Origin of the sequence: Desulfobacter curvatus DSM 3379, from assembly GCF_000373985.1 — a bacterium.
Lineage (GTDB): Bacteria > Desulfobacterota > Desulfobacteria > Desulfobacterales > Desulfobacteraceae > Desulfobacter > Desulfobacter curvatus.
The window spans coordinates 157,732-173,058 of the sequence record NZ_KB892900.1 but is presented as its reverse complement, the minus strand read 5'-3'; the positions used below and the strand labels follow the sequence as shown (position 1 = coordinate 173,058).

General features: G+C 48.2%; 12 protein-coding genes. 4 read left to right on the top strand and 8 right to left on the bottom strand.

Translation table 11 applies throughout. From position 1 onward, the window contains the following. Positions 1-360: 360 nt before the first annotated feature. Genes B147_RS0100765 through modA form a run of 4 tightly spaced genes read right to left on the bottom strand, consistent with a single transcriptional unit; the run spans position 361 to position 3,345 of the window. The gene (locus B147_RS0100765) at positions 361-816 is read right to left on the bottom strand and encodes a GNAT family N-acetyltransferase (RefSeq protein ID WP_020585352.1); all 456 of its coding nucleotides are present in this window, start codon (positions 814-816) and stop codon (positions 361-363) included. A 7-nt stretch (positions 817-823) separates the two neighbouring features. Continuing rightward, positions 824-1,879, bottom strand: a complete 1,056-nt coding sequence (gene modC, locus B147_RS0100760) for a molybdenum ABC transporter ATP-binding protein (protein WP_020585351.1) — start codon at positions 1,877-1,879, stop codon at positions 824-826. Positions 1,880-1,881: 2 nt separating this feature from the next. Then, positions 1,882-2,580, bottom strand: a complete 699-nt coding sequence (modB, locus tag B147_RS0100755) for a molybdate ABC transporter permease subunit (protein ID WP_033396652.1) — start codon at positions 2,578-2,580, stop codon at positions 1,882-1,884. Between the two features lie 9 nt (positions 2,581-2,589). Next, positions 2,590-3,345 carry a molybdate ABC transporter substrate-binding protein gene (gene modA, locus B147_RS0100750; RefSeq protein ID WP_020585349.1) on the bottom strand — a complete coding sequence of 252 codons (756 nt, stop codon included), beginning with the start codon at positions 3,343-3,345 and terminating at the stop codon, positions 2,590-2,592. Between the two features lie 347 nt (positions 3,346-3,692). Here modA and B147_RS0100745 point away from each other — a divergent pair, with 347 nt between their 5' ends. Then, positions 3,693-3,911 carry a Nif11-like leader peptide family natural product precursor gene (locus B147_RS0100745; protein ID WP_020585348.1) on the top strand — a complete coding sequence of 73 codons (219 nt, stop codon included), beginning with the start codon at positions 3,693-3,695 and terminating at the stop codon, positions 3,909-3,911. A 181-nt stretch (positions 3,912-4,092) separates the two neighbouring features. Here B147_RS0100745 and B147_RS0100740 read toward each other — a convergent pair whose 3' ends face one another. The 4 genes from B147_RS0100740 to B147_RS0100725 form a co-directional block, all read right to left on the bottom strand. Continuing rightward, a complete protein-coding gene (locus tag B147_RS0100740) occupies positions 4,093-6,423 on the bottom strand; it encodes an FAD-dependent oxidoreductase (protein ID WP_020585347.1) in 2,331 nt (776 codons plus the stop codon). Positions 6,424-6,436: 13 nt separating this feature from the next. Next, entirely contained in the window at positions 6,437-8,071 is a 1,635-nt protein-coding gene (locus B147_RS0100735; protein WP_020585346.1) for a glutamate synthase-related protein, read from the bottom strand. After that, positions 8,035-9,165: a class II glutamine amidotransferase domain-containing protein gene (locus B147_RS0100730; protein ID WP_020585345.1), complete on the bottom strand. Its 1,131-nt coding sequence runs from the start codon at positions 9,163-9,165 to the stop codon at positions 8,035-8,037. The genes B147_RS0100735 and B147_RS0100730 overlap by 37 nt, the downstream gene beginning before the upstream one ends. A 278-nt stretch (positions 9,166-9,443) precedes the next feature. After that, entirely contained in the window at positions 9,444-10,016 is a 573-nt protein-coding gene (locus B147_RS0100725) for a 1-acyl-sn-glycerol-3-phosphate acyltransferase (protein ID WP_020585344.1), read from the bottom strand. 422 nt (positions 10,017-10,438) lie between these two features. Between B147_RS0100725 and B147_RS27040 the strand changes: the two genes are divergently transcribed. The 3 genes from B147_RS27040 to B147_RS0100710 all read left to right on the top strand — a co-directional run bounded on the left by B147_RS27040 (position 10,439) and on the right by B147_RS0100710 (position 15,225). Continuing rightward, positions 10,439-12,613, top strand: coding sequence for a methyl-accepting chemotaxis protein (locus B147_RS27040; protein ID WP_020585343.1), 2,175 nt, complete (start codon positions 10,439-10,441; stop codon positions 12,611-12,613). Positions 12,614-12,772: 159 nt separating this feature from the next. After that, positions 12,773-13,999, top strand: coding sequence for an LL-diaminopimelate aminotransferase (locus tag B147_RS0100715; RefSeq protein ID WP_020585342.1), 1,227 nt, complete (start codon positions 12,773-12,775; stop codon positions 13,997-13,999). Beyond that, a complete protein-coding gene (locus tag B147_RS0100710; protein ID WP_020585341.1) occupies positions 13,996-15,225 on the top strand; it encodes a molybdopterin molybdotransferase MoeA in 1,230 nt (409 codons plus the stop codon). The genes B147_RS0100715 and B147_RS0100710 overlap by 4 nt, the downstream gene beginning before the upstream one ends. Positions 15,226-15,327: the final 102 nt, after the last annotated feature.

Genomic DNA, 15,327 nt, shown 5'->3' with positions numbered 1-15,327 from the left:
TTTTTTGCTCGTGCTGATCAAAATCAAAAAAGACACATATAACACAAAAATGAAATATATTTAGATTCAAATATGTAATTTAATGTTTTTGAATAAATTATTATTCAGAAGGATATTTTATTGCGTAGAAAAAGTGGAATTTTTTTTATGAAACTTTAATAAGAATGGACAGATTACCAGCAAATCTTGCCTTCTGGCGGAGATCAGACTTAACGAGAACGAAAATGTAATTTTTTATTTTGAGCCTATTTTTCTACGAACGAATACGTGAGGATATTTTTCTATTTAAGGAGTACGGAAAGATTAATGCCACAGCATTTTGCACCGAATATGTGTTCGCATTTCTCACGGAAACATCTATCAATTCAGCGACTTAACCAGACAGATCAACGAGGTTCGGTTCCACGCTTTTTTACTGTAAAAATCGAGACTGTCCCGATCATCTTTTTCTGCAAGCAGGGAAATGGATTTTATCCCTTTATTTACGGCCCAGCTTTCAACGGCTGACAGCAGAAGTGTTGCAACGTCTTTCTTTCTGCATGCATGATCCACAATCAGATCATTCACCACGGCATTAACATTACCCTGAACCATTGAAATTTGCGCCTGGGCAGTGCACATTCCAACAATTACATCATTCATCCACGCAACCTTCACGGTCCTGTGCTTTCCGCACCCGTCCAGCAACAGCCGCATCCCTCGGGCCTGGATCTGGGGATTGAATTTAAATTCCTGTTGTGTTGCAAGCTGCCGGGCCAGCAGAGGCAACATATGATCAATATCAACAGGACGTGCGTCTTTAATGATAATTTCCATAATTTCCCTAGAATATTTTCTTAAACGCTGATGCTTTTATTGCTGCCACCACCATTGTCCCTTTTTCGATCCCCAACTCATGTACTGATTCCGGGACGATCTGGGCAATCAGATGTTCATTACCACAAGCAAGCTCCACACGCACGCGATTTCCGCTGCCATAAATATCCGTCACAGTACATTCCAAAAGATTTCTGGCACTTGTTGCCTCCGGATGCCGCTTGAAAAGAAGAATGTCCCGTGAATCCAGTTCAAAAAGATTTTCTTCGCCTTTTGCCGGTTCAGTAAGAATGAAACTGGTGTCGCCCCATTTATAACGAAACAAATCTTTATAGGGTGATGCGCTACCAAGATGGATCAGATTGATATAACTTTCAAGACCACTGCCCCATGATTTTTTTACCAGTTCTTCGGCCGCACTGTGCTGCTGAATACGCCCCTCTTCGATCACCAGGACCTCATCGGTCATCATCCGCATTTCCAGTACCGAATGGCTGATAAAAATCATGGGAATACCGTAATGGTTGAAAACATTTTTCAAATACGGAATAATTTGAAATTTATGCCCCTCATCCAAAGCCGAAAGCGGCTCATCCATCAAAATAAGCCGGGGATTTGACAAAACCGTCCTTGCCAGAGCGATGCGCTGCCGTTCTCCGCCTGACAGTGTGGAAACATCTCGTGACAAAAGCCGTGTGATACCGAGAACCTTAAAAAGGCCATCAGGATCAATCTGCCGATATTCCGGCCTGGTTCGTTTATAGCCATAGAAAAGATTTCTTTTAACGCTCATATGAGGGAAAAGATGGGCATGCTGAAACACAACACCAACATTGCGCTGATCCGGCTTCAAATTAATTTTTTTCTTTGCATCAAAAAGAACGGTATCATCCAATCGGATAAACCCACTGTCCGGTAGTTCCAGACCGGACAGCAAATTCATAATCGTTGATTTCCCGCTCCCTGACGGACCGAAAATTCCCGTCCTTGATGAGGACAGGCTAAATGCAACATCAAGGGTAAAATCCTTGAAACTTTTTTTTAACTCCACGTCTAACTGCAATACTACCCTCTCCTGAACCAACGATTTATTCCCTCACTGACGAGAAGGATGGCAAAAGAGAGGCTGATGGAGACCAGACAAAGCGTCAGCGCCATCCGGTCACCACCCGGAACAGAGGTATATTCATAGATTGCCAGGGGTATCGTCTGCGTCACCCCCGGGATATTTCCGGCAAGAATAACGGTTGCCCCGAACTCACCAAGGTTTCTGGCAAACATCAATGACATCCCGGCAAAAATCGCACGACCGCTCAAAGGCAGGACAATGGTAAAAAAACTGTCCCACCATCCCGCCCCAAGGGTTCGTGATACTGAAATATAGGATCGATCCATCGCCTCCATACCAATACGGATCGAACGGACCATCAGGGGGAACCCGACAACCGCCGAGGCAATGACCGCACCGGTAAGGGAAAAAACCACCTGGACACCCAAAAGTTTCAAAAACTTACCAATGATACCGTTGGACCCGAAGGAGAGCAGCAGCAGATATCCGACCACCACCGGCGGCAGAACCAGCGGCAGACTGATAATCCCTTCCACCAACGACTTGCCTCTGGTTTTGCCAAAGGCAAGAAAGTAACCACAAGCAATGCCAAAGGGGGTGGAAATCAAGGTCGCCGAACAGGCGACCTTCAGGGAAAGCACAACGGCGGATATATCCTGGGGCGACAATGACAATATTGCAATTTCATTTACCATGATCAAATATCAGGGCAGCGTAAAACCAAGACGAGTCATTTCCGGATGGGCCGCTTCAGAAATAATATAGTCATAGAAAAGCTTGGCATCTGCATTCCCGTCGCTTTCCTTTGTCATTGCAACCGGATAGGTTACTTGATTATAAAGATCCAGAGGCACTTCAAACAGAATTTTAGCACTGACGGCGAGCATCGCATCAGTTTTATAAACAAAAGCGCCATCAGTCTCCCCCCGATCAGCATAGATCAGCGCCTGGCGGACATCCTTTGCCATAACCAATTGCCCTTTCTTGAGCATTTCATCATATATTCCCACGTTATCCATCGCCTGCTTTGCATACTGACCGGCCGGTACACTGGTGGGGCTGCCCAATGCAACACGCGTCAACTTCTGCAAATCGCCCATGGCATGGGCATCTGTACTTGGTTTGCCCACAAAAACCAACGCATTGTGGGCAAATATTTTTTTGGTATCAGTCTTAATCTTACCCTTTTCAACCAAATGCGTCATCCACTTGGGATTGGCAGAAACATAAATATCTGCAGGCGCCCCCTGCTCTATTTGCTTTGCCAAGGCACCGGATGACGCAAAATTGGGAACAATCTTAACGTCCGGATGCTGCTCCTGGAACTTTACTATCAAATTGCTGCACAGGTTGCTCATGCTCTTTGCCACTGAAACACGAACCTGTCCTGCCTGAGCCTGGGCACTGAACACCAGCAACATAAAAATAACAAAAATGTTTAATACACGTATCTTCTTCATATCAAAGTCTCCTTTTTGTATTTATCCGTTTCAAATGAAAGCTACAATAGATTATTGCATCACTTTCATACATTATTGTGGGTCGACCTAGGGTATCGATAATTCAGATCAGACCATGTCCTTATTCGAGATACGGGTATCATCGACGGCAAAACAATGTCAAGTTATATTTTCAAGCGACTATTGCCGTTTAAAAGGTACTAAAAAAGAACATTTTTTACAGTAACGCTTCGAACATATAAAAAAACCGGATGGTTTTTAATTTAATATAAAATTTTATCACAAATGGAACACCACTTGCATTATTTTTTGTCATTATTTAACCAATTAATTAATGGAGAAGTAAAATGTCAGAAGAAAACGTTCAGGCCTTTTTGGATAAAGGTGCAGATGACCGCAAATTCCGTGTAAAGTATGATAACTGTTTTTCAATGGAGAAATTTTGCAACATGGCAGAAGAAGATGGTTTTAAGTTTACTGTGGAAGAACTGCAAGCGGTATTGAAGGCTAATGGAGATTCTTTCGATTCATATGGCAATCCGCCAAAGAAAGGAATTTGGGTATAGCGGCCATGGGCCGCCCTTGGCCTATCTACAACACCCAGGCTTCGGCCCACAACAAAACATGAAAATAGCTTATTTGGGCTTTCATACTAAAAAATAAGAAAAACGGTGCTGTTGAGCAACAGCACCGTTTTTATATTTCCCCTGATTGTTTTTCCGACAATTTTAACTGCGTGTTGTTACATCACATCAGAGGTGTATTGGGTATCACCTCCCATATGCCGCAGGGACAGGCCCCCTTGCAGAATCCGCATCCAATGCATTTGGATTCATCCACCACATATTCAAAGCCGGTATCTTTTTCCTGACGGCTGATGGCCCCTTCAGGGCAAACTGCCACGCAGATGCCGCAATCCCTGCAATTTCCGCAGGAGGCACAGTCCTGGCCGCATTCCTCAAGGTTGTCAGCATCCTGCCTGGGATTATAATAGGTCAAATTTATACGCTGGGTATCGATCATGGGGGCAAGGCCCTCCATATCCGGTGCCTGGCCGTTAAGAAGCTGATCAATAACTATGGCCGTCCGTCTGCCCGCCCCGATGGCATCAGTAATAAGCCCCGGGCCCACGGCATCTCCGATGGCAAAAACCTTTTCATCCGAGGAGCGGCCGGCTTCGTTCACCTTGACAAACCCTCTTTCAATCTCAATTCCTTCACCAAGAAAGGACAGGTCCGGCACGTCTCCGATGGAGATCACCACCGTATTGGCCGGCAGCGTTTCACCACTCTCAAGTTCGACCCCTTTGGCATTAATTTCCTTGGTGAACAGCGGCCAGCGGAATTGGGCACCGCATTTTTCGGCATCCTCTCTTTCCTTACCGAATGCAGCCGGTTTCTGAACATCAATGAGGGTGATATCAACCGCACCCAGCCGGTGGGCTTCTGTGGCCACATCACAGCCCACATTGCCGGCACCGATGATCACGATTTTTTTACCGGGCTTTATCTTATTTGCCTTGGACTGCTCAAGAAAATCATTGGCAAAAACAGCCCGCTCAATACCTTTAATCGGAAGGGATCTGGGTTTTTTTGCACCGGCTGCCACCACAACATAGTCATGGCTCTTTTTTATCTCATCGAATTTTTCCGCATCAATGGCCTCTCCAAGTCTTATATCCTTTATATAAGACTTTATCCGGTCTATTTCGGCATCCAGGGTTTCGGCAGGGATTCGGGATTCAGGAATCACAGCTGAAATTTTTCCGCCAATGGTCTGCCCGGCTTCAAATACCGTAGCGGTATGGCCTTTCATGGTCAGTTGCCAGGCCGCGGAAATACCACCCGGCCCTCCGCCGATAACAGCTACTTTCTTCTGGGATTTTTTAGCCGGCTTTGGCGGTTTGATATTCTGGGCAGCCTGTCCCAGAAGGCGAACATTAATGGGCGTCATATAAGATAAATTTCGGGTGCAGGACGCCATACACGGACTGGGGCACAGGTGACCGCACACAGTCGCCGGAAACGGGGAATACTCAAGGCCCATGGAGATGGCTTCATCAATGTTATCGGTCCGGACCATGGCCCAGCGCTGCTGGACCGGAATTCCGGTGGGGCAGGATGCCTGGCAGGGCGAAATATATTTACCCTGCTCCCAGACAGGAATATATCTTCTGTACTCGCCCTTGGTAATGACCGGCACAGTGCCCTTTTCCGTTTCCTGGAGATCTCCGATCAAGCCGCCGCGGCCAAGCTCCATATCCCAGATCTGTTCCCTGAACCACGACATGGATCTTCTATCCGGACCATCGGCCTTTTCCTGGGGGTTTTTAGCTTCAAACAGCCGCCATTCTTTTCGCACAGCCAGTTCGTCAAGTAATTTCGGCTGTTCGATTTTCTTAAGAAAAATTTTAAGGCCCTGGAGCAGCCATTCCCATTCCTGATCATCCAGGTCCACTTCCTTGGCATCCTTGTCGGAATAAGTATTGGCTTCACCACGAACAAAAACCTTTCCGCCGACCATGCCCACCAGGGGTCTGTAGCCCAGAACCTGTTCCGGGTTGGCGGCGTTTAAGCCGCAAATAACGGCAATGCCGCCAGCCATAAACTCACCAAAGTAATCCCCTGCCGCTCCCAGGACCCACAACTCAGGGGGTTCAAATCTGGGATTTCGCTTGGTCATGGTCATGCCCCGGGCGCCAATGGAGCCGCCTACAAACACCTTACCCTGGGCTGCGCCGTTCATGGCCCCGTTGGTGGCAGATCCGTGCACGATGATTTCAGCACCGGCATTGAGCCAGCCGATATCATCCGAGGCAGGGCCCATGACCTCTATTCTGGTATAGGGTGTACCCAGGGAGCCTGTGCGCTGGCCGGAATGACCAATGATACGGATGTCCATGGTGTCAGGGGCTGAATTCCAGAGTCGCCCGCCAATGCCGTGCTGGCCAAAGGCCTGGACTTCAAGTTTTCTGTTGCCCCGCTTGACATGCTGTTGAATAATATCCTCAAGCACCCGTGAGGGAATCCGTTTTTCGTCTCTTTTACCTGCTACAAAAATATAGTCGCTTTTTTTCATATCCCGTCCTCCTTTACACCACGTACTTAATACTGAGGCGGTCAGCAATGTTTTTATCATCAATTCCCAGCGCATCGGACATGCCGATGGGGAGGGAGGTGGAGCGTCCCAGGGGTGCTACAATTTTTTTGAGCTGCGTGTCAAAGGAGATAAAAATATCCACCAGGCGCTGGGCCACATCTTCCGGATCAAGGCGGCGGTAGAGCCTGGGGTCCTGGGAGGTGATGCCCTTGGGACAGATGCCCAGGTTGCACACGTTGCACCGGTCTTCCTCCGTACCCACGCAGCCGGCTGCGGCCTGCATCGCATATTTTCCGATCTGAACCCCGGATGCACCCAGCATGATCAGGGCAGCGGCATTGGCAGCAATGTTGCCGTTCTTACCAATACCGCCTCCGGCAAAGATGGGGACTTCATTTTGTTTACCAATGGATGTCAGGTTCAGGTAATTATCCCGGACACAACTGGCGATGGGGTGACCCATGTGGTCCATGGAAACGGCATACGCAGCCCCAGTACCACCGTCTTCGCCGTCAATGGCAAGCCCTGCCGCATAGTCGTTACGCGTCAGGTTGTTCATCACCGCCAAAGAAGTGGATGAGGCGGAAATTTTGGGATACACCGGCACCCGGAACCCCCATGCCATGGACATGGACAGGATCATTTTGGCCACGGACTCTTCAATGGAGTACTGGGTCTGATGGGTCGGGGGGCTGGGCAGGCTGACGCCCTGAGGCACACCCCGGATGGCGGCAATAAGTTTATTCACTTTATGCCACATCAAAAGGCCACCATCACCGGGTTTTGCCCCCTGACCATATTTGATCTCAATGGCGCAGGGATCTTCTTTCATATGCGGAATGGCGTGGATAATCTCGTCCCAGCCGAAATAGCCGGAAGCAATTTGCAGAATCACATATTTAAGAAACCGGGAGCGCAGCAACCGTGGCGGGCACCCCCCTTCACCGGTACAGATGCGAACGGGCATACCCATCTCTTCGTTCAGGTAGGCAACCCCCATCTGCAAACCTTCCCACATGGTCGGGGAGAGTGCCCCAAAGGACATGCCGCCAATGATCAAAGGATAAATTTCCCGGACCGGCGGAATCCATCCCTTTTCCCGCAGTCGCTTCATGTTTTCCCTGGGGGGAAGCACCCGGCCGAGCAGGGTACGCATCTCAAATTCATGACGCCCGGCATCCAAGGCCGGGTCCGTAAGCATGGAAATTCTGGTGAACTTGATTCTGTCAAGCACTGATCCCGAATCGTTGCGCCGGCCGCCTCTGCGCCGGGGAATACCATGCTGATTGATGTGAAATTTCATCCTGTCCAGGCCGGGATTTTTTACGGGCCGAATGGCATCATTGGGACAGACCAGGGTACACATGGCACAGCCGATGCAAGCATTTTCAACCCGGGTATCCTGGCGGATACCATAAAAGGTATCATAATCATTACTGTGCTCGGTATTTTTGCCCACAGACGTTTTTATGATCCGTTTCTGGAACGGATGCAGGGAGATGGCCTTAACCGGACACACAGCCGTACATTGACCGCACAGGGTACACCGGTCATTATTATATTCGACCTGCCAGGGCAGATCATTCAGACTTAAAGAGGAAGGTTCAAGGCTTCTGTTTGACGACATATTTTTACCTCCTGACGCTCAGGGCTGACAGTAACTGTATCAAGGTGCATGGGTTGAAAATCCATGGTTTTATCCCGGTCCGGGATGACGGCATCCAGTCCGCAAATCTCGGATGAAAAAGCAAACATCCCCGGCTTGCCCCCCACCACACCGGGCCGCAATTTCTTGCGGTCCTGAACCATGAACATGGAGTGATCCGGCAACGTGCCGATCACCATATTGGGACCATCAATGATTAAAGGACGGCAGGTCTTTTTCAAATGATCCAAAAATTCAAAATTGGGATGTTTTTCAAGGGTCGCACGCTGAAGCGGCGTGATCACATGCTTATACCCGTCAATGCCTAAACCCAGCTCCTCCATGGAAAAGTGGAGGATATGGGCAAACACCTCGGAATCAGATTGATAGCCGGTGTATCCGGGAATGTCCCTTGAGGATAAAAAATCTTTGATGGGGATAAAAGCGGTATTCTCACCATTGGTCATGGTGCAATATCCCTTGATAAAAAACGGATGGCAGGCATACAGGTTAATGGCGTAATTTGTATTCTGCCGCCCCTGGGCCATGATAATCCGTGCATTAAGTTCCTTCCTATCAAGGTGTAGATATTCGGCCAGTTTCATGGGATCCCCGATCTCCTTGAACATGATGGTGTCCGGCCAGAAGGAAAACACGATCATGTCATTTTTTTCTTCACCCATTTCCCGTATCTTAAGCCGTACATCCAAGAGTCTTACGGCCAGTTCTTCTTGTGTCAGGTCATCCCAGTCTTCGGGCAGTTCATAGGCTCTGATCAAATAGACATGTCGTCTAGGCATCCCTTCTATCCGGGTTTTCGGTGGTTTTAAAGAGACTTTATGCTTGGTCATGAAACCAAGTTTCATCATAAAAAGATCTAAACGGCGGATGCCTTCTTCAGTAAAGATTCCCGACAGGATCGGAGCATCTTTCATCTCTTCAAAGGTGCCACCAAGGTCCTGGAGCAAAAGCCCCACGCCGGAACCGTCATGCCCTTCCTTCATCACGTCAAGGGCTTTGATGGCCAGCATCGGAGACAGAGGGTCCTTGCTGGTGATTGCAAACAGACGACACATATTTTTAACTCCTTATGGTCTTTATCTTTAAGCAGTCAAAAGACTGCGGGTCAAAATTTCGAAACTTAAACACTAAAGCCACTTGGTAAGACTGTCAATCTTTATTTTCCGAACAAGAGTGTTTGCGAGGTGGGGCTCGCAATGCGGAGATACCTACGACATCGAATAAATATACAAATAATTAAATTTTATTCATAATAACGCGCCCATGTTGTGTAAAATGCAAATATGCAAAAGTTCTGCCGTTGAGGAAAACTTTAGATAAAAAAATATCGAATTTACCTATTCTTAATTTTAGTGGGAATTGAAAATCCGGCGCGTTTATAAATTGAATGTATTTTATCCAGGTCATCTTCCAGGCTTTTTCCGGGATGTATTTTGCCCAGCCATCTGGTTCTTTTGCTATGGTTGTCCAGATACCAGCAGAGGATAGGAACATTCGCGCCTTTGGCAATGTACCAAAATCCGGTCTTGATTGTGGACACCGACTTGCGGGTGCCTTCGGGCACCAATGCCACCACCAGATCTTCATTTTCTTCAAACTTTTTAATTACGCCATCCACAAATCCATTGGACTTGTCCCGCTTTACCGGAAGTCCCCCAAGACTTTTTAAAAAAATCGACATGGGAAAAAAGAACCATTTGGATTTGATCAGCAGTTTTGCATTCATCCCGGTAAGTTTGATATAGGTCAGGGCACGAACCGTGTCCATGTTGGTTGTATGGGGGAAACCTATGACCACACATCTGGGTTCCCAGTAGGCCGGCAACGGATCATAAGTCCAGCCCATCCCTGCATAAATACACTTGCCAAGGGTACTAAACAGACATGGGAAAGGATTAATACCCATCGCAAACCTCTTTCTTTTTCATCCTTTGAATTTTTTCTCCAGAAAAATCAATTCCCATATCCCTTCTCCCTTTATCATTTCATCCGGCACTAATTTTATAAGAAAGTCTGTGTAACCCAGACAGATCTTTCAACATTCGTTGTGGGCTGGGTGGTGATAGACCAGGCCAGTCCATGGCTGTTATATGAAGGACAATGTTAGATAATGTTTTTTGCAGAGAATCACAATACCGAAAAATCGTCACAGACTAATAGAGGAAGACCATAGATAATGTTTTCGTTTACATTAAAAATACCCCATGCTATTTTCAAAAAATAAAAATTCTAACAAATAACAAATCGTTAATCAGGTCATAGCGCAGGTAATTCATAAATACCTAATTATTCTTTTTCCATAAAAATCTTTGTGCGGAGGAGAACATAATGAAGCTGAAAATCGGATCAAAAGTAAACCTTCTTATCATTTCTGCCATGGTGCTTGTGGGCGGAGCTGCTTTATTTTTTTCGGTATCCGCTTTGAAGTATGAGGGCCGGATCGCCATTGAGAAATATAGCACGGATATGATGGTGGTTAAAAAAGAACACGTCAAGGATCTGGTGTCCTCTGCTTACACCATTGCCAAAGCCCGCCTTGATGTGGCAAGGGATAAAAATGCCATCCGAAAAACCTATGGAGATAGTGTCAAAGCGGTAGTCAATCAGGCCATTTCCGTATTCGAAGCTAACAATATGTCCGACGATTTCAGATCCCTGGAAGAACGCCAGGCAGCTGCCGTCAAAGTGATTGACAAAATGCGCTGGGGTGTAGACGGTAAGAACTATTTTTGGATTCAGGACATGGACGGATACATGGTTCATCACCCCCTAAGCAGTCACTTGAACGGCAAATCCCTTAGAAATTTTAAAGATCCTGATGGCGTAAAGCTCTTTGTTGAAATGGAGCGCCTTGCAAGAAAAGACGGCGAGGGATTTGTGGATTATAAATGGCCTAAACCCGGCTTTGATAAACCCCAGGATAAAATCTCTTATGTCAAACTATTTACGCCCTGGAATTGGATCATTGGTGCCGGCGTTTACCTTGAATCCACTGAAAAAGAGGCCCAGCAGGATGCCCTCCGAAATATCGGATCCATCCGGTATGGAAAAAACAACCTTGGCTATTTTTTCATTTATGACTCCAAGGGCAATTGTATCCTCATGCCCAACCGGCCCGAAGCTGTGGGCACGAATGAATGGGATTTAAAGGACGGCAAAGGGCTCTATATTGTCCGGGAACTGGTTAAAAAGGCCAATGCCCGCACCGAGGGAGATTTTCTATCATATTTCTATAACAAACCAGGTGGCAGTGAAAATTTCCAAAAAATTTCCTATGTAAGGAAATTGCCTGAATGGGACTGGTACATCGGCACAGGCACCTATACCGATGATGTGGAAGCCGCAGTTGCCAACGAGCAGCAGGAAATAAGACGCACCGTAAAAGCGGCAACCGTAAAAATCCTGTCCATTGTTCTGGGAATTATGGTGCTGTCAGTGATAGTCTCCTATTTTGTTGTGGCCAAAGGAATTGTGGCACCTTTACGTAAGATGATCAATATGCTTAAAGACATTGCTTCGGGTGAAGGAGATCTGACCAAGCGGATTATTGATGACTCCGGTGACGAGACCCAGGAACTGGCAGAAGGATTTAACCGGTTCATTAAAAATATCCAAACCATGATTGCGAAAATAAAGACAGATACCGGGGAGCTTACAGACGCCTCATCAGAGCTTGCCGGCATTTCCGATCATTTGAATTCAGCAGCCGTAGAGACCTCGGGGCGGGCAGATTCAGTTACATCGGCATCGGAAAAAATGAGTTTGAATATGGATTCGATGTCTGCAGCCATGGAGCAGGCTGCCGGGAATATCAACATGGTTTCGGCCGCATCCGAGGGGATGAGTTCAACGATTTTGGAAATCGCCCATAATGCCGAAAAAGCCCGTGACATGACAACTGAGGCTGTGGGGCAGACAGAACATGCCAGCACCCAGGTAGAAGATCTCGGCACGGCAGCCAAAGAAATATTTACCGTGGTGGAAACCATTACCGAAATCTCTTCCCAGGTCAACCTGCTGGCCCTGAACGCAACCATTGAGGCAGCCAGAGCCGGCGAGGCCGGAAAAGGGTTTGCCGTCGTTGCCAATGAGATTAAAGACCTGGCAAACCAGACAGCCGGTGCCTCCAGCCAAATTAAAGAACGTGTGACCGGCATCCAACAATCCACCGAAGGTACCACTGCAGAAATCATCTCCATCACAAAAGTGGTGGAAGATATCAATGAAATTGTTTCAACCATTGCGGCGGCTGTTGAAGAACAGTCCGCAACCACCAATGAAATTACCCAGAATATTTCCCAGGCGTCGGTCGGTATTTCAGAGGTAAATGAGAATATTTCCGAAGGATCCGTCGTGGCAAAAGGGGTATCCGAAGATGCGGCCGAAGTAACCACTGCGGCCTCGCAGATTGTGGATGCCAGCCAGCAGGTAAAAAATAAAGCAGCCGGCTTGTCGAAATTGGCGGAAACGCTTGCTCATATGATGTCCAAATTTAAAGTCTAAGAACCTGTTTGCGGTCGGTTATTGAAAATTGACATCAGTGTCTGTTTTGACTAAAATTGTACATTTTGTCTTAGGTAACACAAATTGACAAACACAAACCCTGTCCGGCAGACCGCCGGGTAACCGGAAACAAATAGAAATGAAATAAGGAATTTACCTGTGATTACAGCCAATGAAAATTACAACAAACTGAATGCCTCATATTTATTTGCAGATATAGCCAAGCGGGTTCAACTCTACCAGGACAACAATCCCGACAAGGAAGTAATTCGCCTTGGTATCGGCGATGTAACCCTGCCGCTTCCTCCTGCAGTTATTCAGGGATTTAAAAAGGGCGTGGATGAAATGGCCAATGATGCCACATTCAGAGGGTATGGCCCTGAGCAGGGATATCTTTTTTTAAGGCAAGCCATTGCAGCCGGTGATTTCCAGTCCAGGGGTGCGGACATTGAGGCGGATGAAATTTTTGTATCCGACGGGGCCAAATGCGATACAGGCAATTTCCAGGAGCTGTTCTCCAATGATATTACCATTGCCATTCCGGATCCGGTGTATCCCGTGTACCTGGATACCAATGTCATGGCCGGCAGAACCGGTGCATTCAAGGACGGACGGTACGAGGGCATCGTTTACATGGATTGCCTGAAAGAAAATGGGTTTATGCCGGATTTCCCCGATTCTCCGGTGGATTTAATTTATCTTTGTTTTCCCAATAATCCCACAGGGTCTACTGCCACCCGGGATCAACTTGCCGCCTGGGTGGATTACGCCCGGGATAATAAAGCCCTGATCCTGTTTGATGCCGCCTATGAAGCCTTTATCCGGGATGAAACGCTTCCCAGAAGTATCTATGAAATCCCTGGAGCCAAAGAGGTGGCCGTGGAATTCAGAAGCTTGTCCAAGACAGCCGGTTTCACAGGCACCCGCTGCGGATTTACGGTGGTGCCCAGGGCATGCATGATCTATACGGCTGACGGGGCCAAGGTCTCGTTGCACGATATGTGGAACCGCCGGCAATCCACCAAATTCAACGGCGTCTCCTATCCGGTGCAAAAGGCTGCCGAGGCGGTTTACAGTCCGGAGGGTCAGGCACAGGTTAAAGCGAACATCGACTATTACCTGGCCAATGCCGGAGTGGTTCGCCAGACCATGACCGATCTTGGATTTGACCATGTGGGCGGTGAAAACTCTCCATACATCTGGATTGACGGCAATGGCCGGGATTCCTGGGAATTTTTTGACCTGCTGCTGGACAAGGCAGGCGTGGTTTGTACCCCTGGCCAGGGCTTTGGCCGGTGTGGTGCGCAATCCATAAGAATTTCCGCGTTTAACAGTCCTGAAAATGTCGCCAAGGCCATGGAACGTTTAAAAAATGTTTTAAAATGACCGGTTTTTTCAAGGTAAAACCCCTGGACGACGTTCTGGGGATGACACAACTTTTTTCCCCCGTGGGCATTGAGGAATTGCACATCCATGATGCCTTTTCAAGGGTCCTGGCAAAGGATCTGGTTGCCGGCGAGGATCTGCCCGGATTCAGGCGTTCCTGCATGGATGGATATGCGGTAAACGCCGCGTCTACCTTTGGGGCATCGGAATCCGGTCCTGCATGGCTGACCCTTAAGGGTTCCATTGCCATGGGAGATATTCCGGACTTTGAACTGGCGCCGGGGGAAGCCGCCCGGATCTCCACCGGCGGTATGCTGCCGGAAGGGGCAGACGCGGTTGTCATGGTGGAGCACACCGAGGCTGTGGACGAACAGTCCATTGAAATATATAAATCCGTGGCCCCGCTGCAGCATGTCATTGATGTGACCGAGGATTTTGCAAAGGACCAGACCGTCATTGAAAAAGGCCGCCTGATGCGGCCCCAGGAAATCGGCCTGGCGGCAGGGTTGGGACACACCCGGATCCGGGCGTATCAGGTGCCCAGGGTGGGAATCATCTCCACCGGGGATGAAGTGATCCCCGTGGACAAAACACCGGCCCCCGGCAGGATACGCGATATCAATTCCTATTCTTTATCTGCCCTGGTGACCCAGGCCGGCGGAGAGCCCGTGCGGTACGGCATCGTAAAAGATGACCCCAAAGCTTTGGAATCAATGTGCAAAAAAGCGTTGGCCCACACCGACATGGTGCTGCTTTCGGGCGGTTCCTCTGTGGGCACAAGGGATTATACGGTTGAGGTCTTGTCAAACCTGCCGGACACCCGGATTCTGGTCCACGGTATTTCGGTAAGCCCGGGCAAACCCACCATCCTGGCGCGATCCGGCCACATCCCCGTGTGGGGGCTGCCCGGCCAGGTGGTATCAGCCATGGTGGTGTTCCAGATGGTGGTAACAGCTTTCCTTCACCGGCTAAGGGGCTTGTCCCGGCCAATTCTCCAAATAAAGACACCGGCCCGGTTGTCCCGGAACCTGGCATCTTCCCAGGGCAGACGTGATTTTGTACGGGTGGTGCTGGAGGAGGATGGTCAGGATCTTGTGGCACGCCCCATTCTTGGGAAGTCCGGTTTAATACGGACCATGGTCCAGGCTGACGGGCTGCTTGAAATTGGTGAGCATGTGGAAGGCCTTGAAAAAGGCAGCATGGTAGATATTATTCTTTTAAATTAGTGTTTGAACGAAAAGTCACCCACCTGCGGCGTTGCAAAAAAATCTAACATCCTCACATACATTAGTATGCTCCGGTTTTAAATTTTTCTGCGCCTTGCATCT